This is a genomic window from Kitasatospora sp. YST-16 (assembly GCF_026802215.1).
Lineage (GTDB): Bacteria > Actinomycetota > Actinomycetes > Streptomycetales > Streptomycetaceae > Kitasatospora > Kitasatospora cineracea.
Genome location: NZ_CP113837.1, coordinates 6938016 through 6959064, shown reverse-complemented (window position 1 = coordinate 6959064; position 21049 = coordinate 6938016). Strand labels below are relative to the sequence as shown.

The window sequence follows — 21049 nt, the reverse complement described above, 5'->3', positions numbered from 1 at the left end:
GTGCGCGTGCGGTGGCCGGACGGTCGCCCTGCGTCGTGGCGCGGGCGGCGGGTACGGCGAAGCGGCCGGTCCGCCGGTGTGCGGCGGGTCGAAGTTCGGGCCCCGGTGCTAAAGTCGAGGCATGCCTCCAGATTAGCGGAGGCATGCCTCCGGTTCAATCCGGTTCCGCGATTCCCCCCGAACAACCCCCGGGCGCCACCCGAACACCACCCGAACGACCCCCGTTCGTCCGGCCGCCCGCACCCCCACCGCCCCGCCCGTCCGGATGCGCCGAGAACGAGGTCCCCCGTGCCGGATCAGATCGTGGTGAGCGAGTTCCTCGCCGCCCAGCGCCCGCGCCGCGCGGACGCCGCCCGCAACTTCGACGCGCTGCTCGCCGCCGCCCGCGAGGCCTTCGCCGAACACGGCGCCGAGGCCTCCCTGGAGGACATCGCCCGGCGGGCCGGCGTCGGCATCGGCACCCTCTACCGCAACTTCCCCACCCGCCGGCACCTGTTCGAGGCGGTGTACGCCGCCGAGGTCGACGACCTCGTCCGGGTCGCCGAGCAGGTCTCCGACCTGCCGCCGTGGGAGGCGCTGACCACCTGGCTGCGCCGCTTCGTCGACTACGCGACCACCAAGCGCGCGATCCGCGAGGCCATGGCGGGCGAGGAGTCGGACATCTTCCTGGCCTGCCTGCAGTCCATGTACTCCGGCGGCACCCCGCTGCTGGAGCGCGCCCAGCGGGCCGGGGAGGCCCGCACCGACATGAGCATCGAGGACCTGCTGCGGATGGTCTCCGGCATCACCTCGGTGGCCTTCCCGGAGGAGGGCCAGCGCGACCGGGTCCTCGCCATCGCGCTGGACGGGGTGCGCACCCGCCGCTGACCCGGCCCGGCTCAGCCCAGCGGGCGCGCCGGGTCGCGGCCGACCAGGCCCAGCAGCCGGGTCGCGGCGTCCGCGCCGGCCGGTACCGGCACCGGGTCGGCGAACAGCCCGGAGGCGGCCAACGAGTCCGCCTGCGGGGCGAGTTCGGCCAGTGCGAACTCGGCGGCGGCCGGGTCGATCCGGTCGTCGGCGCCGATCCCCCGGGCCAGGTCCCAGCCGTGCACGATCGCGTCCACCGTCATCTCCCGGGCGTACCCGGCGGCCCGCCGCGCGCCGTACGAGAGCTGCACGGTGCGCTTCAGCGCGCCCGGCTCGGCGAACGCGGCCCGGGCCGCCCCGGCGGCGGCCGTCCAGGCGGCGAGCGGGTCGTCGCCGAGCACGTCGCCGTCGTGGCGGTCGCCGATCTCGGCGACGGTGGCCCCGGCCAGCAGGTCGGGCACCCACAGCTGTTCGGCCGTCAGGTGGCCGACCAGCTGCCGCACCGTCCAGTCGGTGCACGGGGTGGGCCCCCGCCAGCCGTCGGCGGGGACGGCGCGGACCAGTGCGCCGAAGTGGTCCAGGGCCCGGCCGTGCAGTGCGAGCAGGTCCGGTCCGTCGAGGTGAGCTGCCATGGGGTCCACGCTTGCCCGCCCCGGGCGGGCGGGCAAGCCGACACCCCGGGCGGCTACTCGACCGGGGCCTTCTCGCGCAGCAGCTCGACGAACGCCCGCATCCAGGTCGGGTGGTCCGGCCAGGCCCGGGCGGAGACCACGGTGCCGTCGACCACCGCGCCGCCGTCCACGAAGTCCGCGCCGCCCGCCGCCACGTCCGGCTCCAGCGCCGGGTACGCGGCGGTGCGGCGCCCGGCCAGCGCGCCGGTCCGCAGCGGGATCAGCGGGCCGTGGCAGATCTGCGCCAGCGGCTTGTCCGCCTCGAAGAACGCGGCGACGATCCGCTGCACCTCCGGGTCGTTGCGCAGGTACTCGGGCGCCCGGCCGCCGGGCAGCACCAGCGCCGCGTACTGCGCCGGGTCGACGTCCGCGAACGCCAGGTCCGCGGGCCAGGTGTAGCCGGGCTTCTCGGTGTACGTGTCGTAGCCCGGGACGAAGTCGTGCACCACGAACTGCAGGGTCTTCCTGGTCGGCGCGGCGATGTCGACCTGGTAGCCCTCCTCCAGCAGCCGCTGGTAGGGGTAGAACACCTCCAGCGACTCCGCCGCGTCACCGGTGATGATCAGGATCCTCGCTGCCATCCGGGGGTTCCGTCCCTTCCTCGCGCCTGCCGCCGTCCGGCCCCGGCGGGGCCGGGCGCTGCCCACACCCTGCCCGCTGACGGCGCGTCAATCAACGGGGCGCGCGCGGCACGGCGCGCCGGTCGTGCGCTCCCCCGGGCGCCGCAGCCGTCCGCCCGGGCGGGGGTACTCCGGGGGCGACCCGCCCGGGGCGCGCCTAGCGTGCTGGCAAGGTCCGCCCGTTTCCCCCGGGACCGTCGGCAGGGAGGCCGTCATGCAGCACTCGCACCTCGTGGACTCCGCCACCGTCGCCAACCTGCGCGACCTCGGCGGCATCGATCTGCCCGGCGGCGCCCGGGTCCGGCCCGGACTGGCGCTGCGCTCGGGCCAGTTGGACCGGCTCGACCCGGCCGCCGACCCGATGTTCGACGCGCTGGGCGTGCGCACCGTCATCGACCTGCGCACCGCCGCCGAACGCGCCGCCTTCCCCGACCGCGTCCCCGGCGGCGCGCACCTGCTGGTCGCGGACGTGCTCGCCGACGGGGCGGGCAGCGGCGCGGCGGCGGCCCTGGCGGCGGCGCTGGCCGACCCGTCCGGCGCGAACCGGATGCTCGGCGGCGGCCGGGCGGCGGACGCGCTGCGCGAGGACTACCGGGCGTTCGTCACCTCGGCCTCCGCCCGGCAGGCGTACAAGCAGCTGATCACCGCGCTGGCCCACCGGGGCGGCGGCCCGGTGCTGTTCCACTGCACCGCGGGCAAGGACCGCACCGGTTGGGGCGCCACCCTGGTCCTGCTGCTGCTCGGCGCGGACGAGGAGACCGTCCGCACCGAGTACCTGTCCGTCGACCCGGCGGTGCGGGCGCACTACGCCCCGCTGGTGGAGCGCTTCCTCGCGGCGGGCGGCGACCCGGAGGTCGCGGACGCCGTGTTCTCCGTCCGGGCCGAGTACCTGGCGGCCGCGCTGGACGCCCTGGCCGAGTACTGGGGCGACGCCGAGAGCTACGCCCGGGCCGGCCTCGGCCTGAAGGACGACACCCTGGCCGGGCTGCGCGAGCGCCTGGTCGAGGCCGCCTGAGCGTCCGTCAGCCGGCCGCGCCCGCGGCCCCGACGCACGCCTCGTTGCCCTCCGGGTCGGCCAGCACCCAGTGGTTCGGCGCGTGCTCGTCGGTCACCAGGCGGCCGCCGGCCGCGATCGCGGCGGCGATCCGGGCCTCGGCGAGGTCGTGCGGCACCCAGACGTCCACGTGCACCCGGTTGCGCTGCGGGCGGGGCCCGTCCATCTGCTGGAAGTAGAACGGCGCGCCGCGGCGGGCCGGGTCGAGCAGGTCCTCCGGGCTGCCGGAGCGGTCCCGGTAGCCGAGCAGCGCCCGCCAGAACGCGACCACGGCGGGCAGCTCCAGCGCGTCGACCGTGACCTGGACGGTCTGCACGGCCGCCGGCTCGGCGACCGCGCCGAGCTCCCGGGCGACGCCGGACACCAGGCGGGCCAGCTCGACGTGGCGTTCCGTCAGGCCGTAGTACTCCTCGCCCGCCTCGATCAGCCGGACCGTCACGCCCTCCGGCCGCAGGTCGACGTCCGCCTCGCCGACGCCCGCGAGGGCCGCCCCGATCGCGCCGACCAGCTGCGCGCCGGCCCCGAACGACCCGGTCCGGAAGAACGCGCACGCCCCCTCCCCCAGCACCCGCCAGTCCCCGGTCCCGCCCGCCGCGTGGAACGCCGCCGGCCTGATCCTCACCGCACCCTGAACGTCAGTCATCCGGGCAGGGTACCGATCGGCGCTGACACCCCCTCAGCGCGCCCCCGCCCAGGCCAGCAGGTGGTCCACCGACCACGCCGTGATCACCCGCTCCGCGTCCAGGCCGAGTTCCGCGGCCCGTTCGCAGCCGTCGATCTGCCGGTCCAGCTGGCCGGGCGCGTGCGCGTCAGTGTCGACGGCGAACAGGCAGCCCAGGTCGGCGGCGAGGGCGAGCAGGTCGTCGGGCGGGTCCTGGCGGTCGGGGCGGCAGTTGATCTCGACCGCGGTGTCGTGCTCGCGGCAGGCGGTGAAGACGGCCTCGGCGTCGAACGCGGACGGCGGGCGGGGCTCGTCGCCGAGCCGCCGGCCGGTGCAGTGGCCCAGGACGTCGACCAGCGGGTTGCGGACGGCGGCGAGCAGGCGGTGGGTCATCGCGTCGGGTTCCATCCGCAGCTCGGAGTGGACCGAGGCGACCACCACGTCGAGGCGGCCGAGCAGGTCCTCGTCCTGGTCGAGCCCGCCGTCGGGGAGGACGTCGCACTCGATGCCGGTGAGCAGCCGGAACGGGGCGAGCCGGCCGTTGAGCTCCTCGACCAGGTCGAGCTGTTCGCGCAGGCGCTCCGCGCTGAGACCGTGGGCGACGGTGAGGCGGGGCGAGTGGTCGGTGAGGACGGCCCAGTGGTGGCCGAGGGAGCGGGCGGTGCGGGCCATCCGTTCGACCGGGACGGTGCCGTCGGACCAGTCGGAGTGCAGGTGGCAGTCGCCCTGGAGCTTCTCGCGCAGCCGGAGCGCGGCGGCGGAGGGGGCCGGTCCGGCGGCGGCGCGGGCCTCGGTCTCCAGCAGGTACTGGGGGGTGCGGCCGGCGGTGGCGTCGGCGATCACCCGGGCGGTGACGGGGCCGACGCCGGGGAGGCGTTCGGCCTGGGCGGCGGAGACCGGTCCGGGGGGCAGCGCGGCGGCGGCCTCGGCGGCGGCGCGGAACGCCTTGGTCCGGTGGGGGGAGGCCAGTTCGCGCTCCAGCAGGAAGGCGATGCGCTCCAGGGCGGTGACCGGGTCCATGCGGCCAGTCTGCGCGGGGCCGGACGGGGTCGCACGCGGACGGGTCCGTCGCCGCTGATCTGCCCCGACCCCTTGTTGACACTCTGTCTCATTGGTTTACTCGTCCCGGAGCCCCCGCCGCACCCCACCCTCCGGAGCCCGCCCGTGTCCGACACCGCCGTCCCGCCGCAGAGCCCCGCCGCCCCCCTGACCCTCGCCCGGCAGCGCAACGCCGACCGCGAGCTCAACGCCGCCCGCCTGCTGCGGGCCTCCGCCAAGCACTCCCACGACCCGCTCACCGAGATCGACTGGTCCGCCCCCGTCGACCCGGACCACTACGCGCTGCCCGCCCACCGCGTCGCGCTCTACGGCACCCCGCTGTGGGAGCGGCTGGACGAGCGGCAGCGGGCGCAGCTGAGCGTGCACCAGTTCGCCTCCACCACGGCCGCCGGGATCTGGTTCGAACTGGTGCTGATGGAGGGCCTGATCCGGCACGTCTACGCGGGCGACCTGACCACCGGGCACGCGCAGTACGCGCTGACCGAGGTCGCCGACGAGTGCCGGCACTCCACCATGTTCGCCCGCTACATCACCGCCACCGGCTACCCGTCGGCCCGGCCGACCCGGCGCGCGGACCGCCTCGGCAAGCTGCACTTCCTGCTCAACGACACCACCATGACCTTCGCCGGGGCGATCTTCGTCGAGGAGTTCACCGACGCGATGCAGCGCGAGATGATCCGCGACGAGTCGCTGCAGCCGCTGGCCCGCTCGGTGGCCCGGATCCACGTGGTCGAGGAGGCCCGGCACATCGGCTACGCCAAGCCGGAGCTGGAGCGGCGCTGGGCGGCGATGACCCCGGCCCGGCGGGCGGTGTTCCGGCGGGCGCTGGCGCTGCTGGCCCGGCAGTCGGTGGCCGAGATCGTGCACCCGCGGGTGTACGCGCTGGCCGGGCTCGACCCGGCCGAGGCCCGCCGGGCCGCCGCGGCCAACCCGCACTGGCGACAGGCCCGGATCGACTGGGCCCGCAAGGCGATGGAGTTCTTCACCGACCTGGGCGTCGTCACCCCGGCCACCGCCCGCCCCTGGCAGCGCGGCGCGCTGCTGCCCTGACCGGGCCGACTGCCCCGGCCGGCCGCCGACTGCGCGCCGCTCCCCCGGCGGCCGCCCCTCCTGCCGGAGACTCGGAGCGTGGACGACAACGGGATCCGCCTCGGCACCGGCCGCGGCCGGTGGGTGGTGGCGGCGACGGCGCTGGGCTCCGGCATGGCGATGCTGGACGGCACGGTGGTGAACGTGGCGCTGCCGCGGATCGGCGAGGACCTGGGCGCGGGCCTGTCGGCGCTGCAGTGGACGGTCAACGCGTACATGCTGACGCTGGCGGCGCTGATCCTGCTCGGCGGGTCGCTGGGCGACCGGTACGGGCGGCGGCGGGTGTTCCTGCTGGGGGTGTGCTGGTTCGCGCTCGCCTCGGCCGGGTGCGCGGCCGCGCCGAACGTCGAACTGCTGGTGCTGGCACGGGCGTTGCAGGGTGTGGGGGGCGCGCTGCTGACGCCCGGTTCGCTGGCGATGCTGCAGGCGGTGTTCGCCGAGGAGGACCGGGCGGGCGCGGTGGGGGCCTGGTCGGGCCTGGGCGGGGTGGCGGCGGCGGTCGGCCCGTTCCTGGGCGGCTGGCTGGTGGACGGCCCCGGCTGGCGGTGGATCTTCCTGCTGAACCTGCCGCTGGCCGCGGTGGTGGTCGCGGTGACGGCCCGGCACGTGCCGGAGAGCCGGGACGCGGACGCCTCGGGGCGCTTCGACGTGCTGGGCGCACTGCTCGCGGCGCTGGCGCTGGCCGGGATCACCTACGCGCTGACCGAGGCCGGTGCGGGGCTGACCCCGGGCGCGCTGGCGGCGGGGCTGGCGGGCCTGGCGCTGGCGGGGGCGTTCGTGCTGGTCGAGCACCGCTCGGCGAACCCGATGCTGCCGCTGTCGCTGTTCCGCTCCCGGCTGTTCACCTCGGTCAACCTGGTCACGCTGTGCGTGTACGGGGCGTTCAGCGCGGTGTTCCTGCTGCTGACGGTGCAGTTGCAGATCGTCGCCGGGTTCACGCCGCTGCTGTCGGGGGTCGCCCTGGTGCCGATCACCGTGCTGATGCTGCTGTTCTCCGGCCGGGCCGGACGGCTGGGCCGGGCAGTGGGGCCGCGGCTGCCGCTGACGGTGGGGCCGCTGGTGGTGGCCGTCGGGGTGCTGCTGATGCTGCGGATCGGGCCGGACGCGAACTACTGGCTGGACGTGCTGCCCGCGGTCACCGTGCAGGGCGCGGGGATGACGCTGCTGGTCGCCCCGCTGACCGCGACCGTGCTGGCGGCCGTGGACGTCCGCCGGGCCGGCATCGCCTCGGGCGTCAACAACGCGGCCGCCCGCGCGGCCGGCCTGTTCGCGGTCGCCGCGATCCCCCCGCTGGCCGGCCTGACCGGCGACGCCTACCGCGTCCCCGCCGAGGTGGACTCCGCCTTCCGCACCGCGATGCTGATCTGCGCCGCCCTGCTGGCCGCCGGCGCCGCGCTGGCCCTCGCCACCGTCCGCTCCGACGCGCTGGCCCCGCCGCACCCGGTCGCCGAACCCGACTGCGACTGGTACTGCGCCCCGACCACGCCCCCGATCCACCCGGACGATCCCGGACGCAGGGCGGGTTAGGCCCTGTCCGGCCGATCTTGCCGGGCGCCCACCGCCGCGCGCTGATCCGGCAAGATCGACCGGACCGGGCCTAGTCGGCGGGCGGGCCGTCCGGGTCGGGGTGGCCGGCGCGGGCGAGCAGGCGGGTGGCGGCGCGGTCGGCCGGTGGGGCGCCGAGCAGGGCGAGGGCGCCGAGGGGGAGGAAGAAGGCCAGGAAGAGCAGCAGCGGGAGGAGGCCGGCGGCGGTGCCGGCCAGGAGTCTGGCCAGGGCGCCGGAGAGCAGCAGGTCGGCCGCCCCGCACAGGCCGACGTAGGCGACGCTGATCCCGGCCCTGGGGGCGGCGGCGCCGGTGGGGGCGCCGGCCGACTGTTTGGTGGCTCGCATGGCTGGCTCTCCGGTTGTGCTGGGCACCATCGCCGTCGGCGTCCTCACCGTCCCCGCGGGGACGGACACTTCCGGTGTACCCCGCCCGGCCGCCGCCCGACCCCGACTTCGGGCCGATTCCCTCCCCCGGGCGGCGCGGCGGCCCCCGCCTCCCGCGGAAACCGGGCGCGGCCCGCCCCGGAGGTGTTCCGGGACGGGCCGCGCAAAGGCTGACGGAGCGTCAGAGGATGTCGCCGGGGGCGTACTTGGCGGCCTCCGGGCGGTCCGCGGCGACCTGCTCGATCCGGCGGACGAGCTCGCCGACCTGGGCGGCGGCGGCGCCGGTGAAGGAGAGGCGGTCGGCCAGCAGGGCGTCGAGGGCGGCGCGGTCCAGCGGGATGCGCTCGTCGGCGGCCAGCGCGGGCACCAGGGTGTTCTCGCGGGCGCCCTCGCGCATGGCGAGCGCGGCGGCCACCGCGTGCTCCTTGATGACCTCGTGCGCGGTCTCCCGGCCGACACCGGCCCGCACCGCGCCCATCAGGACCTTGGTGGTGGCCAGGAACGGCAGGTAGCGGTCCAGTTCGGCCTCGATGACGGCGGGGAACGCGCCGAACTCGTCGAGGACGGTCAGGAAGGTCTCCAGCAGGCCGTCGAAGGCGAAGAAGGCGTCCGGCAGGGCGACCCGGCGCACCACGGAGCAGGAGACGTCGCCCTCGTTCCACTGGTCGCCGCCGAGCTCGGCGGTCATCGAGGCGTAGCCGCGCAGGATGACGGCCAGGCCGTTGACGCGCTCGCAGGAGCGGGTGTTCATCTTGTGCGGCATCGCCGAGGAGCCGACCTGGCCGGCCTTGAAGCCCTCGGTGACCAGCTCGTGGCCGGCCATCAGGCGGATGGTCTTGGCCAGGCTGGACGGGCCGGCGGCGAGCTGGACGAGCGCGGAGACCACGTCGTAGTCGAGCGAGCGCGGGTAGACCTGGCCGACCGAGGTGAACACGTTCTCGAAGCCGAGGTGCCCGGCGACCCGGCGCTCCAGCTCGGCGAGCTTCTCGGCGTCGCCGCCCAGCAGGTCCAGCATGTCCTGGGCGGTGCCGACCGGGCCCTTGATGCCGCGCAGCGGGTAGCGGGCGATCAGCTCTTCCAGGCGGACGTAGGCGACCAGCACCTCGTCGGCGGCGGTGGCGAAGCGCTTGCCGAGGGTGGTGGCCTGGGCGGCGACGTTGTGCGAGCGGCCGGCCATGACGAGTTCGCCGTACTGGGCGGCGAGGCGGCCCAGGCGGACCAGGACGGCCACCGTGCGGTCGCGGACGTGCTCCAGCGACTGGCGGATCTGCAGCTGCTCGACGTTCTCGGTGAGGTCGCGCGAGGTCATGCCCTTGTGGATCTGCTCGTGCCCGGCGAGCTCGGAGAACTCCTCGATCCGGGCCTTCACGTCGTGCCGGGTGACCTTCTCGCGCTCGGCGATGGACGCCAGGTCGACCTGGTCGATCACCCGCTCGTAGTCGGCGATCGCGGTGGGCGGCACCTCGATGCCGAGGTCCTGCTGCGCCTTGAGGACGGCCAGCCACAGGTGGCGCTCCAGGACCACCTTGTGCTCGGGGGACCACAGCTGGGCCAGGGTCGCCGAGGCGTACCGGGAGGCCAGGACATTGGGGATCTTGGGCTTCGCGCTCACGTTTCGCAAGCCTAACAGTCCAGCTCGGGCGAGGACGAAGCGCGTCCGGAAACCGGGATGAGCGCGGCGGGCCCGGCGGGTTAGGGTCCGGGCATGACCAAGCGCACCTTCCGGATCATGGTCCGCGGCTCCTTCGACGCCCTGACGGACGAGCAGCGGGCCGAGTTGCAGGCCGCGGCCGCCGAACACGACGTACTGCGGGCGGAGTTCACCGAGGAGGGGCACCTGACGTACGACCTGTCGGCGCGCCCGTTCTTCACCTTCCGCTTCCTGGAGTACGGGGAGGCGGAGGAGGACGTGGTGGCGGCGTCGGTGCGGGCCGAGACGGCGGCGGAGCTGTGGCTGACGGACCGCGGGTACGGCTACAAGAACCTGAAGTCGCAGGCGCAGGACATGGCGCTGGCGGCGGTCGGGGCGCGGCAGAAGCAGGAGGCCCGGAAGAAGGGCTGACCTGCGGGGCGGCGGGCGTCCGGCTCAGAACAGGGCGTCCTGTTCGGCGGCCGGGCGGGCCCTGGGGAGCAGGGCCAGGCCGTCGCAGCCGTCGGCGTCGGGTGCGGCGTGCAGCGTCCAGCCGGTGAGCAGGCGGGTGTCGAGCAGCAGCGGGGGGCCGTCGGGCCGGTCGAGGAAGAGGTGGCCGCCGATCGGGCGGCGCAGCCGGCCGGCCAGCCGGGCGCCGTCGGTGAGGGCCTTGACCTGCTGGTAGTAATCGGGGGCGCCGTCGCCGAGGCCGTAGAGCTCGACCTGGTCGACCACGGGGTGGTCGGCGAGCAGTTCCAGCCGTTCGGGCCCGCGGCCGGGCTCGGAGAGCAGCCGGTGGACGCGGGTGCGGGCGGCGGTGAGCGCGTCGTGCCGCTGGGCGGGGGCGGGCAGGCTCCACCAGGCCGGGTACTTGGCGGCGGCGGGGATCCGCTCGCGGGCCAGTTTGGCGTGCGCGACGGCGAGTTCGGCCCGGCGGACGGCCGGGAGCGGGCCGCGGGCGACGAACGTCCAGGTGAGGGCGGCCTGTTCGAGCAGGCGGACGGTGCCGCGCTCCTCGGCGGTGAGGCCGACCTTGAGCAGGCCGGGGGCGAACCAGGCGAGGTAGAGGCGGTAGTCGCGGCCGTCGTCGAGGATGCGGTCCCGGGCGAGCTGGAGGCCGCGGTCGGCGTTCTGGCAGCTCGGGCACTGGCTGGTGGTGCCCTCGGGGGCGACCTCGGCGCGGTGCGGGCAGGGCCGGTGGCCGCGCTCGGTGTGCGCGCCGGTGCAGCGGCGGGGGCCGGCGATCCGCCAGGCGACGGCCAGGCCGTCGGTGAGCGGCCGGTCGTGGCGCTCGCGGCCGTCGGTGGCGGTGAGGCGGGGCGCGCCGTCCCGCCAGTGCAGCCCGGTGGCGGTCCATCCGTTGCCCTGGTCCTGGTGCATCCGGTGAGCGTACGGCACGCCACCGACAGTCACTGCGGGGGCGGGGGCGGGGTGCAGGGGCGCAGCAGCAGCGGCAGGACCTGGTCGCAGAGGCCGGCCAGGGCGGTGCGCTGCTCGGGGTCGAGGCTGTCGAAGGCGGCGCGGGCGCGGGTCATGTCGTCGCGGATCCGGCCGAGCACCTCGCGGCCCTGGTCGGTGATGGTGACGATCTTGACCCGGCGGTCGGCGGCGGCGGCCTCGCGGCGGGCGTAGCCGAGCGCTTCGAGGCGGTCGACGATGCCGGTGACGTTGGAGGCGTCGCAGCCGAGGCGGCCGGCCAGGGCGCGCATCGGGACGGGTTCGAGGACCGCCTTGAGCGCCTTGGCCTGCGAGGAGTTGAGGCCGTGGCGGGCCGCGGCGACGGCGTAGTCCTGGAAGTAGGCGGTGCCGACGGCCGCGATCTGTTCCATCAGCTCGGTGGTGGAGGGTGCGGTGCCGGCGGTGCCGGTGCCTGTGGTGCTGCCCATGGCGGTCAGGGTACGCCCATTCGTTTCAGTGACTCCAGTATTGAGTCTGGCAAGTAGTTTGCGGATCCCGTGGACGGCCGGTGGACGCCGCGCCGCCCTCAGAGCACCAGACGGTCGAACAGGTGGTGCAGTTCCGCGGCCGGGTCGGCGGTCAGCCCGGTGTGCACGGGGCCGGGCTGGACGACGGCGCTGCGCGGGGCGGTCAGCCAGCGGAAGCGCTGCCCGGCGGTGTCCCGGGCGGCCGGCCCGGCGGCCTCGCCGCCCGCGCAGACCGCCTCGATGCCGCGCAGCGCCCGCCGCACCCCGGCGACGTCGGCCAGCGCGTCCAGGGCGAGCAGCCGGCCCTGGTCGAGGTGGGTGCGGGCGCCCAGGTACTCGGCGCCCCGGCAGTACAGCAGCACCCCGATGTTGACGCACTCGCCGCGCTCGACCCGGGGCACCGCCCGGATCAGCGCGTACTCGTAGTCGTGGGCGGGCCGGTCCTCCATCAGGACGCCACCTCCGGGAGCCAGTCGCGGGGCCCGGCGAGGCGGGCGGTGAGTTGTTCGGTGTACGCGGCGCGGACGTCCTCGGGGCCGGCGAAGCCGGGTTCGTCGGCCAGCCAGACGTCGGGGACGGCGGCGACCGCGGCGGGCAGCGCCCGCTCGGCGAGCGCGGCGAGTTCGGCGTCGACGGCCGGCAGGTGGGCGGCGGCGTGCCGCAGCGCGTGGTCGGAGGCGTCGTAGGGCTTGCGGCGCCACTTCTCGGCGCCCGGCCAGCTGTGGTGGAAGATCAGGCTGGCGCCGTGGTCGATCAGCCGCAGGCCGCCGGCCGCGACCAGCAGGTTGGGGTTGCGCCAGGAGCGGTCGACGTTGCCGATCAGGGCGTCGAACCAGAGCACCCGGGCGGCGAAGTCGTCCTCGACCTCGAAGCAGAGCGGGTCGAAGTTCAGTGCCCCGGAGACGTACGCCATGCCGAGGTTGGTGCCGCCGCTGGCCCGCATCTGGTCCTGGATCTGCACCTCGGGCTCGCTGCGGGCGAGCACCGGGTCCAGGTCGACCAGGGCGAGTTCGGGCACCGGCAGGCCGAGCCGGCGGCCGAGCTCGCCGGCCAGCACCTCGGCCACCAGCGCCTTGCGGCCCTGGGCCGCGCCGACCCACTTCAGGACGTACAGGCGGCGGTCGTCGGCCTCGATGAGGCCGGGCATCGAACCGCCTTCGCGCAGCGGCGTCGCGTAGCGGACGGCCGTCACCTCGGAGAGCATCCGGACAGCCTAGCGGCCCCGGCGGGGGCATGGCCGCGCGCCCGCCGGGCAGGCGTCCGGCAGCCGTTGGAGATGCACCCGCCGTTACCCCGTGCGAGTGTGGCCAACAGTCGTCCTTGCCACTCACGGACCTGCACACAGTAGGGGATGAAGATGGAACGACCTCGGATCCTGATCGTCGGCGGCGGCTTCGCCGGACTCGAGTGCGCGCGCCGCCTGGAGCGCAAGCTCGCCCCCTCCGAGGCGGAGATCTCCCTGGTCACGCCGTTCTCGTACCAGCTCTACCTGCCGCTGCTGCCGCACGTCGCGGCCGGGGTGCTGACCCCGCAGTCGGTGGCGATCTCGCTGCGGCGCTCGCTGCGGCGCACCCACATCGTGCCGGGCGGGGCGATCGGCATCGATCCGCGGTCGAAGGTCGCCGTGGTCCGCAAGATCACCGACGAGGTGGTGGCGGTCAAGTACGACTACCTGGTGCTCGCGCCGGGCAGCGTCACCCGGACCTTCGACATCCCCGGCCTGCCGGACTACGCGCGCGGCATGAAGACGCTCGCCGAGGCCACCTACATCCGCGACCACGTGATCGCCCAACTCGACCTGGCGTCCGCGTCGATGGACGAGAACGAGCGGGCCTCCCGGCTGCAGTTCGTGGTGGTCGGCGGCGGGTACGCGGGCACCGAGACGGCGGCCTGCCTGCAGCGGCTGACCACGGCGGCGATCAGGCGCTACCCGCGGCTGGACCCGCACCTGATCAAGTGGCACCTGATCGACATCGCCCCGAAGCTGATGCCCGAACTCGGCGACAAGCTGGGCGTCACCGCCATGGAGATCCTGCGCCGGCGCGGCGTGGACGTGTCGCTGGGCGTGTCGATCGCCGAAGTCGGCCCGGAGACGGTCAAGTTCACCGACGGGCGCACCCTGCCCTGCCGGACCCTGATCTGGACGGCCGGCGTGGCCGCCTCCCCGCTGGTCGGCACGCTGGACGCGGAGACGGTGCGCGGGCGGCTCGCGGTGACCGCAGAGATGCGGGTCCCGCAGTTCGAGGGCGTGTTCGCGCTCGGCGACGCGGCGGCGGTGCCGGACCTGGCCAAGGGCGACGGGGCGGTGTGCCCGCCCACCGCGCAGCACTCGGCCCGGCAGGGCAAGCGGGTCGCCGAGAACCTGGTCGCGGCGCTGCGCAACCAGCCGCTGCAGCCGTACTTCCACAAGGACCTCGGGCTGGTCGTCGACCTCGGCGGCAAGGACGCGGTGTCCAAGCCCTTGGGCGTCGAACTGCACGGCGCGCCCGCCCAGGCGGTGGCCCGCGGTTACCACGTGATGGCGATGCGCACCAACACCGCGAAGTACCGCACGGCGGCGAACTGGCTGCTGAACGCCACCGCGGGCGACGACTTCGTCCGCACCGGCTTCCTGGCCCGCCAGCCCGCCCGGCTGCGGGACTTCGAGTACACCGACGCGTACCTGTCGCGCGACGAGGTGCGCGAGCACGCGCAGGCGCTGCTGGCCAAGGGCTGAGGCCCGCCGGCGCGCGAAGGCCCCGCCCGGGGACGTCCGGGCGGGGCCTCGCTCCGCGCTCAGCCCTGGCGGGCCTTGAAGCGCGGGTCCTTCCGGTTGATCACGAAGGTGCGCCCGCGCCGGCGGACCACCTGCGCGCCGGGCTTGGCCTTCAGGGAGCGGAGCGAGTTTCGGACGCGCATGGCGGGATCCTTCCCGGTCGTCTGGTCACTGCGTCCTGCTGCAACCGGGACGGGCCGCCCGCTATTCCTCGCGGACATGACAGTGACCGGGGCGGAGGCGGGTCAGGTGAGGCGGGAGTCGGTGGTGGGGGTGGTGGAGAGGGCGGCGGCGAGGTCGGCGGCGAGGGTGGTGGCCTCGGTGGGGGTGAGGGTGGAGACGGTGATCCGCAGGCCGGGCGGGGAGGCGAGGCGGAAGCGGGAGCCGGGGGCGGTGACCCAGCCGCGTTGGAGGAGGGCGGCGGTGGTGGCGGTCTCGTCGGGGACGGGGACCCAGACGTTGAGGCCGCTGACGCCGTGGGCGCGGATGCCGTGGGCGGCGAGGGCGGTGAGCAGGGCCTCGCGGCGGGCCCGGTAGACGGGGGCGGGGTCGGGCGGGTCGCGGCGCAGGGCGAGGACGGCGCGTTGCAGCAGGTGGCTGACCCAGCCGGCGTCCAGGCGCTGGCGGCCCAGGACGCGGGCGACGGTGTCGGCGTCGCCGATGCTGACGGCGACCCGCAGGTCGGGGGCGAGCGCCTTGGAGGCGGAGCGGACCAGCGTCCAGTGCGTGACGGTGCCGGCGGCCAGCGAGTGGAAGGGCTGGTCGATCAGGTCGTGGCCGTGGTCGTCCTCGATCAGGACGGTGGTGGGGCGCTCGGCCAGGACGGCGCGCAGTTCGGCGGCGCGGGCGGGGGTGAGGGCGGCGCCGGTGGGGTTCTGGGCGCGGCTGGTGACGATCAGGGCGCGGGCGCCGTGGTCGAGGGCGGCGGCGACCGGGCCGGGCAGCGGGCCCTGGTCGTCGACCGGGACGGGGGCGGTGCGCAGGCCGAGGGCGGGCAGCAGGTCGAGCAGGCTGCCCCAGCCCGGGTCCTCGACGGCGACGGTGTCGCCGGGGCGCAGGTGGGCCGAGAGCACCCGGGCGATGGTGTCCAACGCGCCTGAGCAGACGGCGAGTTCGCCGTCGGGGACGCCGTCGGCGCGGAACTCGGCGCGGCACCGGGCGAGCAGTTCGGGCTCGGCGACCGGGTCTCCGTACAGGACGGTGGGCCCGGCGGCCGCGGCGGCCAGGGCGGGGCCGAGCGGGGGCAGCAGGGCCGGGTCGGGGTTGCCGTCCGACAGGTCGCGGGCGCCGGGCGGGACGGGCAGCCGGGCCTGGTCGCGGGGGGTGGTGGCGGGACGGGGGCGGATCCGGCTGCCGCGCCGACCGGCGGTCTCGATGACGCCGCGTTCGCGCAGCAGGCGGTAGGCGGCGGCGACGGTGTTGGGGTTCACGCCGAGCTCGCCGGCCAGCTCGCGCAGCGGGGGCAGCGCGCCGCCCGGGGCCAACTGACCTGCGGAGACGGCGCGTTCGACGTCGGCGGCAATCTCGTTGGCCCGCCGCCCGGTGATCCGATACTCTCCTAGCACAAAGAAGATTATGCACTAGTACAGAGGAGTTGTCATGCCGGACAGCCCCGGCGGGTCGTACACCCGCGACGACCTCACCACCCCGACCCGTTCCAAGGAGCGCGCCGCCTGGGACGAGGAGGCGGTGCACGCGGTCCTGGACGCCGGGTACCTGTGCCACCTCGGCTTCGTCCGGGACGGCGCGCCGGTGGTGCTGCCCACCCTGTACGCCCGGGTCGGCCGCCGGCTGTACCTGCACGGCTCCACCGGCAGCCGGCCGCTGCACGGGGCGCGGGACGAGCGGGGGCTGCCGGTGTGCGTGACGGTGACGCACCTGGACGGGCTGGTGCTGGCCAAGTCCGCCTTCCACCACTCCGTCAACTACCGCTCGGTGGTGGCGCACGGCACCGCCCACCAGGTCACCGACCCCGCGGAGCTGCGGCTGGCGCTGGACGCGATCGTCGACCAGGTGGTGCCGGGCCGCTCCGCCGAGTGCCGGCCGGGCAACGCCAAGGAGCTGGCGGCCACCGCGGTGATCCGGCTGGAGCTGGACCAGGTGTCGGCCAAGACCCGCACCGGCGGCGTCAACGACGAGCCGGAGGACCTCGGCCTGCCGTACTGGGCGGGCGTGCTGCCGGTCGCCCCGGCCTACGGCGCGCCGCTGCCCTCCCCGCACACCGACGTCGAACCGCCGCGCAACGTCCGGGAGTTGGCGTGCTGATCCGGGGCTGGGACCGCGGCACCGAGCCGGAGTGGCGCCAGTGGCTGGCGGCCGGGCGGGACTTCGGGACGCTGGCCGCCAACGGGCCCGAGGGCCCCGTCCTGGTGCCCACGCACTTCCTGCTGGACGCCGACGCGGGCGAGGTGCTGCTGCACCTGGCCGCCCCCAACCCGCTGTTCGCGGCGGTGCGCGCCGATCCGCGCGTGACGCTGGCCGTCACCGACGACTACGCCTTCGCCCCCGGCCGCTGGCGCGGCGCGCCGTACACGCCGACCAGCTACTACGCGTCCGTGCAGTTCTCCTGCACCGCCGAACCGGTCGACGACCCGGCGGGCAAGGCGGCGATCCTCAACCGGCAGCTGGCGCACTTCCAGCCCGAGTGCCCCGCCGACCGGGTCGAGCCGGGGAACGCGTACTGGGCGCAGCTGACCGGCGTGCGCGGGCTGCGGCTGACGGTGCGCAAGGTGCGGGCCAAGTTCAAGTACGACGACAAGAAGCCGGTCGAGCTGCAGGGCGAGGTCGCCGAGCGGCTGGCCGAACGGCACGCGGCCACCGGGAACCCGCAGGACGCCGGGGCGCGGGCCCAGTTGCTGCGGCGGATGGCGGCGCGGACGGACCGCCCCGGCCGATCGTCCGACTGACGGTTCATCGGTTCTGGCGTGTCGGACGCGCGCGGCGGGGTAGCCGCTGATCGAATTACCTCCGGATATTTCCGCCCGCAACCGGACGGATCGTCACGTAGGGAGAGACCGCTGGCTACCCAATCCGCCGCCGGGGACGAGCACCTCGGCCATGTGGTGTTCATCTCCGCCGCCGCCGCGATGGGCGGGTTCCTGTTCGGCTACGACAGTGCGGTGATCAACGGCGCGGTCACCGGCATCCAGAAGCACTTCGGGGTGGGCAACGGCGAGACCGCGTTCGTGGTCGCCATCGCCCTGCTCGGCTCGGCGGCCGGCGCGGTGGTGGCCGGCTGGCTCGCCGACCACTACGGGCGGGTGCGCACCATGCTGCTCGCCGCGACGCTGTTCGCCATCAGCGGCGTCGGATCGATGTTCCCGCCCAGCATCGAGGTGCTCGGGGTGTGGCGCGTGCTCGGCGGCATCGCCATCGGCATCGCCTCGGTGATCGCCCCCACCTACATCGCCGAGGTCGCGCCGACCGCGTACCGGGGCCGGCTGGCCTCCTTCCAGCAGATGGCGATCGTGCTCGGCATCACCGTCTCGCAGCTCGCCAACTGGGCGCTCAACCAGGCCGCCGGCGGCGAGTCCACCAACCACCTGGCGGGCGTCCAGGCCTGGCAGTGGATGCTCGGCGTGGAGACCGTGCCCGCCCTCGTCTACGGGCTGATGGCGCTGTCCATCCCCGAGTCGCCGCGCTACCTGATCAGCGACGGGCGCGAGGCGCAGGCCCGCAAGGTGCTCGCCGAGGTCGAGGGCTCGGACGTCGACCTGGACGCCCGGATCGCCGAGATCCGGCGGGTGCTGCACACCGAGCACAAGCCGCGGCTCAAGGACCTGCTCGGCGGGCGGTTCGGACTGCTGCCGATCGTCTGGATCGGCATCGGCGCCTCGGTGTTCCAGCAGTTCGTCGGCATCAACGTGATCTTCTACTACTCGTCGTTCCTGTGGCAGTCGGTCGGCATCGACGAGTCCAACTCGCTGCTGATCTCGCTCTCCACCTCGATCGTCAACGTGGTCGGCACCGTGGTCGCCATGCTGCTGGTCGACCGGATCGGCCGCAAGCCGCTGGCGCTGGCCGGCTCCGCGGGCATGGCCGTCGCGCTCGGGCTGGCCGCCTGGGCGTTCTCCTTCCGGCACGGCACCGGCGACAGCGCGACCCTGGCCGACTCGTACGCCACCGTGGCGCTGGTCGCCGCGCACGTCTTCGTGTTCTGCTTCGCCTTCTCCTGGGGCGTGGTGGTCTGGGTGCTGCTCGGCGAGATGTTCCCCAACCGGATCCGGGCGCTCGCCCTGTCGGTGGCCGCCTCCGCGCAGTGGATCGCCAACTGGGCGATCACCGTCACCTTCCCCAACCTCTCCGACTGGAACCTGTCGGCGACGTACGTCATCTACGCCTGCTTCGCCCTGCTGTCCATCCCGTTCGTGGCCTTCTGCATCAAGGAGACCAAGGGCAAGGCCCTGGAAGAGATGGGCTGAGCGGCCCCCGTCGGCCCGCCGACGGAACCGCCCCCGGCGGGTGGCGGCCCCGGTGGCCGCCACCCGCCGCGCCCGGAGTACCAGTCGAACCCCCCGCTGCCCGCCGCGAGCTGCCGCACGCGGCCGTCCCGACGGAGAGGCCATGGGCGCCGCCCGCCAGAACACCAGCTTCCCCGGCCCCGGAAGCACCCTGCACGGCTACCTCGCCCTCCCGCCCGCCGGCACCGGCCCCGGCGTCCTGGTCGTCCAGGAGTGGTGGGGCCTCACCCGGCACGTCGCCGACCTCACCGACCGCTTCGCCGCGGCCGGCTTCGTCGCCCTCGCCCCCGACCTGTACGGCGGCACCGTCACCCACGACCGGGCCGAGGCCGCGAAGATGAAACGGGCCCTGCCGGTGGACCGCGCCGCCGCCCAACTCTCCGCCGCCGTCGACCACCTGCTCGACCACCCGGCGACGGTCGGCGACGCGATCGGCGCCGTCGGCCTCTGCATGGGCGGCGCCCTCGCCCTGCACCTCGCCACCCGGGAAGGCGACCGGATCGCCGCGGTCGTCCCCTTCTACGGGCTGCCGGACCAGGACCACTCCTACACCGGCCTGACCGCCCACGTCCTCGGCCACTACGGCGAACAGGACGCGTCGCTGCCGGTCGAGACCGTCGACGAGGCCGCGATCCGGATCGGCGAGGCGACCGGGCGCCGACCCGAGATCCACTTCTACCCGGCCGGGCACGCCTTCCTCAACGACGAGAAGACGCCCAGTACGTACGACCCGCTGCAGGCCGAGATCGCCTGGCGGCGCACGGTGAGCTTTCTGTGGGGGCACTTGGGGTGAGAGGCGCCTCCGGCGGGGGGTAGGGGTGGGAGCCGCCTCCGGCGAGGAGGGGCGGGGGAAGGGGGAGATCGCCTGGCGGCGCACGGTCAGCTTTCTGTGGGGGCACCTGGGGTGAGAGGGGCGCCTCCGGCGGGGGGTAGGGGGTGGGAGCCGCCTCCGGCGAGGAGGGAGAGGGAACCGCCTGGTGGCGTGGCAGCCTACGGCGGGGGAAAAGTGCTGGACAGTGGGGGTGGGGTGGGGTCATGGTCGGGCGGTGATGTTCCTTGATTCGGCCTGGGCTGGGCGTAATTACCGTATTCAGACTGCGGCGACGGTGGTGAGTGGGCTGGGCAATGCGGCTGCGCCGATTGCCACGGCGTTCGCGGTGTTGCACTCGGGGGCCGGGTGGGGCAGTGCCGAGGTGGGGTACGTGACGGCGGCTCGGACGGTGCCGTTGGTGGTGCTGTTGCTGGTGGGCGGGGCGGTGGCGGACCGGTTGCCTCGGCACTGGGTGATGGTCGGGGCGAACGTGTTCAACGCCGTCTCGCAGGCGGTGCTGGCGGCGTTGGTGCTGCTGGGGCAGCCGAGTCTGTGGGCGTTGATGGTGCTGTCGGCGGCGGGTGGGGCCGGGCAGGCGTTCTACGCGCCGGCCGCGGAGGGGGTGATCCTGCAGGCGGTGCCGGTCGAGCACGCGGCGAAGGCGTTCTCGGTGTTCAAGATGGCGATGAACGGCGCGTCGATCGCGGGCGCCGCGCTCGGCGGGGTGCTGGTCGCGGTGATCGGGCCCGGGTGGGTGCTGGCGGTGGACGCGGCGTGTTTCGCCGTGGCGGCGGCGCTGCGGGTCGGGCTGGAGCAGGTGGCCGTCGCGCGGGAGGCCGGCGGGCCGGGGCTGGTGCACGAACTGCGGGTCGGCTGGCGGGAGTTCCGGGCCCGGCGGTGGCTGTGGGCGATCGTGGTGCAGTTCGGGATGATGAACGCCTGCGTGCTCGCGGTGGAGGCGGTGTACGGGCCGGTGGTCGCCGAGGACCGGATGGGCGGTGCCGGGGCGTGGGGTGCGGCGATGGCCGCGCTGAGCGTCGGCATGGTCGCGGCGGGCCCGTTGATGACGCGCTGGCAGCCGCGCCGGCTGCTGCTGGTGGGCAACGGCGGGGTGTGCCTGTTCGGGCTGCCGCCGCTGGCGCTGGCGCTGGGCCTGCCGCTGGTGCCGGTGGCGCTGGCGATGTTCCTGGCGGGCGTGGGGACGACGGTGTTCGTGGTGGGCTGGATGGTGACGCTCCAGCAGGAGATCCCGGAGGAGCTGCTGTCGCGGATGTCGGCGTACGACTCGTTCGGCTCGTTCGCGCTGCTGCCGCTGGGCACCGCGCTGGCCGGTCCGGCGGCGTCGGCGTTCGGGCTGTCGGGGGCGCTGTGGGGGTGCGCGCTGATCTGTGCGGTGCTGGCCGGGCTGGTGCTGCTGGTGCCGGAGGTGCGGCGGTTGGAGCGTGCGGTTCCCGCGGCGGCCAGCGGGGCGCCCGAACCGGAACCCGTCACTTCCGGGTGACAGTCGCTGACAGCTTGCAACCTCCCGGGGTCCCGGC

At 75.0% G+C, this 21049-nt stretch carries 23 protein-coding genes; 11 read left to right on the top strand and 12 right to left on the bottom strand.

Features of this window, described 5'->3' with window-relative positions; translation table 11 throughout:
* Positions 1–288 precede the first annotated feature (288 nt).
* Entirely contained in the window at positions 289–867 is a 579-nt protein-coding gene (locus OU787_RS31300) for a TetR/AcrR family transcriptional regulator (RefSeq protein ID WP_030461590.1), read from the top strand.
* 11 nt (positions 868–878) lie between these two features.
* Here the strand turns inward: OU787_RS31300 and OU787_RS31295 are convergent, their stop codons facing one another.
* On the bottom strand, positions 879–1478 hold the full coding sequence (locus OU787_RS31295; protein ID WP_030461589.1) for a TIGR03086 family metal-binding protein: 600 nt from the start codon (positions 1476–1478) through the stop codon (positions 879–881).
* 53 nt (positions 1479–1531) lie between these two features.
* Complete coding sequence (locus tag OU787_RS31290) at positions 1532–2098, bottom strand: DJ-1/PfpI family protein (protein WP_030461588.1); 567 nt, start codon at positions 2096–2098, stop codon at positions 1532–1534.
* Positions 2099–2351: 253 nt separating this feature from the next.
* Between OU787_RS31290 and OU787_RS31285 the strand changes: the two genes are divergently transcribed.
* Positions 2352–3152 carry a tyrosine-protein phosphatase gene (locus OU787_RS31285; RefSeq protein WP_030461587.1) on the top strand — a complete coding sequence of 267 codons (801 nt, stop codon included), beginning with the start codon at positions 2352–2354 and terminating at the stop codon, positions 3150–3152.
* 7 nt (positions 3153–3159) lie between these two features.
* Here the strand turns inward: OU787_RS31285 and OU787_RS31280 are convergent, their stop codons facing one another.
* Entirely contained in the window at positions 3160–3834 is a 675-nt protein-coding gene (locus tag OU787_RS31280) for a VOC family protein (RefSeq protein WP_030461586.1), read from the bottom strand.
* Between the two features lie 33 nt (positions 3835–3867).
* Positions 3868–4872 (bottom strand): PHP domain-containing protein, encoded by a 1005-nt coding sequence (locus OU787_RS31275; protein WP_030461585.1) that lies wholly within the window; start codon positions 4870–4872, stop codon positions 3868–3870.
* A gap of 144 nt (positions 4873–5016) precedes the next feature.
* Here OU787_RS31275 and OU787_RS31270 point away from each other — a divergent pair, with 144 nt between their 5' ends.
* Both OU787_RS31270 and OU787_RS31265 read left to right on the top strand, forming a co-directional pair.
* Positions 5017–5961 (top strand): AurF N-oxygenase family protein, encoded by a 945-nt coding sequence (locus tag OU787_RS31270; RefSeq protein ID WP_081967057.1) that lies wholly within the window; start codon positions 5017–5019, stop codon positions 5959–5961.
* Positions 5962–6039: 78 nt separating this feature from the next.
* Positions 6040–7527, top strand: coding sequence for an MFS transporter (locus tag OU787_RS31265; protein WP_051817205.1), 1488 nt, complete (start codon positions 6040–6042; stop codon positions 7525–7527).
* Between the two features lie 70 nt (positions 7528–7597).
* On the opposite strand, the gene OU787_RS31260 is transcribed toward OU787_RS31265, so the two are convergent.
* Both OU787_RS31260 and purB read right to left on the bottom strand, forming a co-directional pair.
* Positions 7598–7891, bottom strand: a complete 294-nt coding sequence (locus OU787_RS31260; RefSeq protein WP_030461582.1) for a hypothetical protein — start codon at positions 7889–7891, stop codon at positions 7598–7600.
* A 220-nt stretch (positions 7892–8111) separates the two neighbouring features.
* Complete coding sequence (gene purB, locus OU787_RS31255; protein WP_030461581.1) at positions 8112–9542, bottom strand: adenylosuccinate lyase; 1431 nt, start codon at positions 9540–9542, stop codon at positions 8112–8114.
* 93 nt (positions 9543–9635) lie between these two features.
* Between purB and OU787_RS31250 the strand changes: the two genes are divergently transcribed.
* A complete protein-coding gene (locus OU787_RS31250) occupies positions 9636–9992 on the top strand; it encodes a DUF6204 family protein (protein WP_030461579.1) in 357 nt (118 codons plus the stop codon).
* A 24-nt stretch (positions 9993–10016) separates the two neighbouring features.
* On the opposite strand, the gene OU787_RS31245 is transcribed toward OU787_RS31250, so the two are convergent.
* The 4 genes from OU787_RS31245 to OU787_RS31230 all read right to left on the bottom strand — a co-directional run bounded on the left by OU787_RS31245 (position 10017) and on the right by OU787_RS31230 (position 12689).
* Entirely contained in the window at positions 10017–10940 is a 924-nt protein-coding gene (locus OU787_RS31245; RefSeq protein ID WP_268661368.1) for a DUF2797 domain-containing protein, read from the bottom strand.
* Positions 10941–10969: 29 nt separating this feature from the next.
* Positions 10970–11446, bottom strand: a complete 477-nt coding sequence (locus OU787_RS31240) for a MarR family winged helix-turn-helix transcriptional regulator (RefSeq protein ID WP_268661367.1) — start codon at positions 11444–11446, stop codon at positions 10970–10972.
* Positions 11447–11544: 98 nt separating this feature from the next.
* The gene (locus OU787_RS31235; RefSeq protein WP_030461576.1) at positions 11545–11934 is read right to left on the bottom strand and encodes a DUF3037 domain-containing protein; all 390 of its coding nucleotides are present in this window, start codon (positions 11932–11934) and stop codon (positions 11545–11547) included.
* Entirely contained in the window at positions 11934–12689 is a 756-nt protein-coding gene (locus OU787_RS31230) for a HipA family kinase (protein ID WP_030461575.1), read from the bottom strand. The genes OU787_RS31235 and OU787_RS31230 overlap by 1 nt, the downstream gene beginning before the upstream one ends.
* A gap of 153 nt (positions 12690–12842) precedes the next feature.
* Here OU787_RS31230 and OU787_RS31225 point away from each other — a divergent pair, with 153 nt between their 5' ends.
* Positions 12843–14201: an NAD(P)/FAD-dependent oxidoreductase gene (locus OU787_RS31225; RefSeq protein WP_123564325.1), complete on the top strand. Its 1359-nt coding sequence runs from the start codon at positions 12843–12845 to the stop codon at positions 14199–14201.
* A 59-nt stretch (positions 14202–14260) separates the two neighbouring features.
* Here the strand turns inward: OU787_RS31225 and ykgO are convergent, their stop codons facing one another.
* Positions 14261–14383 carry a type B 50S ribosomal protein L36 gene (gene ykgO, locus OU787_RS31220; RefSeq protein WP_030918741.1) on the bottom strand — a complete coding sequence of 41 codons (123 nt, stop codon included), beginning with the start codon at positions 14381–14383 and terminating at the stop codon, positions 14261–14263.
* 102 nt (positions 14384–14485) lie between these two features.
* A complete protein-coding gene (locus OU787_RS31215) occupies positions 14486–15805 on the bottom strand; it encodes an aminotransferase class I/II-fold pyridoxal phosphate-dependent enzyme (RefSeq protein ID WP_268661366.1) in 1320 nt (439 codons plus the stop codon).
* A gap of 34 nt (positions 15806–15839) precedes the next feature.
* On the opposite strand from OU787_RS31215, the gene OU787_RS31210 reads away from it, so the two are divergent.
* The 5 genes from OU787_RS31210 to OU787_RS31190 all read left to right on the top strand — a co-directional run bounded on the left by OU787_RS31210 (position 15840) and on the right by OU787_RS31190 (position 21012).
* Positions 15840–16505, top strand: coding sequence for a pyridoxamine 5'-phosphate oxidase family protein (locus tag OU787_RS31210; protein WP_030461571.1), 666 nt, complete (start codon positions 15840–15842; stop codon positions 16503–16505).
* Positions 16499–17146, top strand: coding sequence for an FMN-binding negative transcriptional regulator (locus OU787_RS31205; RefSeq protein ID WP_030461570.1), 648 nt, complete (start codon positions 16499–16501; stop codon positions 17144–17146). The genes OU787_RS31210 and OU787_RS31205 overlap by 7 nt, the downstream gene beginning before the upstream one ends.
* A gap of 153 nt (positions 17147–17299) precedes the next feature.
* Positions 17300–18661, top strand: coding sequence for a sugar porter family MFS transporter (locus tag OU787_RS31200; RefSeq protein ID WP_327059437.1), 1362 nt, complete (start codon positions 17300–17302; stop codon positions 18659–18661).
* 142 nt (positions 18662–18803) lie between these two features.
* Positions 18804–19493, top strand: coding sequence for a dienelactone hydrolase family protein (locus OU787_RS31195; protein WP_198545026.1), 690 nt, complete (start codon positions 18804–18806; stop codon positions 19491–19493).
* 256 nt (positions 19494–19749) lie between these two features.
* A complete protein-coding gene (locus OU787_RS31190) occupies positions 19750–21012 on the top strand; it encodes an MFS transporter (protein ID WP_030461568.1) in 1263 nt (420 codons plus the stop codon).
* The last annotated feature ends 37 nt before the right edge of the window (positions 21013–21049 follow it).

What these genes read in the sequence shown, in the direction of transcription:
- OU787_RS31295 (WP_030461589.1), bottom strand. Translation starts at nt 1,478, where the DNA reads ATGGCAGCTCACCTCGACGGACCGGACCTGCTCGCACTGCACGGCCGG.
- OU787_RS31290 (WP_030461588.1), bottom strand. Translation starts at nt 2,098, where the DNA reads ATGGCAGCGAGGATCCTGATCATCACCGGTGACGCGGCGGAGTCGCTG.
- OU787_RS31285 (WP_030461587.1), top strand. Translation starts at nt 2,352, where the DNA reads ATGCAGCACTCGCACCTCGTGGACTCCGCCACCGTCGCCAACCTGCGC.
- OU787_RS31280 (WP_030461586.1), bottom strand. Translation starts at nt 3,834, where the DNA reads ATGACTGACGTTCAGGGTGCGGTGAGGATCAGGCCGGCGGCGTTCCAC.
- OU787_RS31275 (WP_030461585.1), bottom strand. Translation starts at nt 4,872, where the DNA reads ATGGACCCGGTCACCGCCCTGGAGCGCATCGCCTTCCTGCTGGAGCGC.
- OU787_RS31260 (WP_030461582.1), bottom strand. Translation starts at nt 7,891, where the DNA reads ATGCGAGCCACCAAACAGTCGGCCGGCGCCCCCACCGGCGCCGCCGCC.
- OU787_RS31250 (WP_030461579.1), top strand. Translation starts at nt 9,636, where the DNA reads ATGACCAAGCGCACCTTCCGGATCATGGTCCGCGGCTCCTTCGACGCC.
- OU787_RS31245 (WP_268661368.1), bottom strand. Translation starts at nt 10,940, where the DNA reads ATGCACCAGGACCAGGGCAACGGATGGACCGCCACCGGGCTGCACTGG.
- OU787_RS31240 (WP_268661367.1), bottom strand. Translation starts at nt 11,446, where the DNA reads ATGGGCAGCACCACAGGCACCGGCACCGCCGGCACCGCACCCTCCACC.
- OU787_RS31235 (WP_030461576.1), bottom strand. Translation starts at nt 11,934, where the DNA reads ATGGAGGACCGGCCCGCCCACGACTACGAGTACGCGCTGATCCGGGCG.
- OU787_RS31230 (WP_030461575.1), bottom strand. Translation starts at nt 12,689, where the DNA reads ATGCTCTCCGAGGTGACGGCCGTCCGCTACGCGACGCCGCTGCGCGAA.
- OU787_RS31225 (WP_123564325.1), top strand. Translation starts at nt 12,843, where the DNA reads ATGGAACGACCTCGGATCCTGATCGTCGGCGGCGGCTTCGCCGGACTC.
- ykgO (WP_030918741.1), bottom strand. Translation starts at nt 14,383, where the DNA reads ATGCGCGTCCGAAACTCGCTCCGCTCCCTGAAGGCCAAGCCCGGCGCG.
- OU787_RS31210 (WP_030461571.1), top strand. Translation starts at nt 15,840, where the DNA reads ATGCCGGACAGCCCCGGCGGGTCGTACACCCGCGACGACCTCACCACC.
- OU787_RS31195 (WP_198545026.1), top strand. Translation starts at nt 18,804, where the DNA reads ATGGGCGCCGCCCGCCAGAACACCAGCTTCCCCGGCCCCGGAAGCACC.
- OU787_RS31190 (WP_030461568.1), top strand. Translation starts at nt 19,750, where the DNA reads ATGTTCCTTGATTCGGCCTGGGCTGGGCGTAATTACCGTATTCAGACT.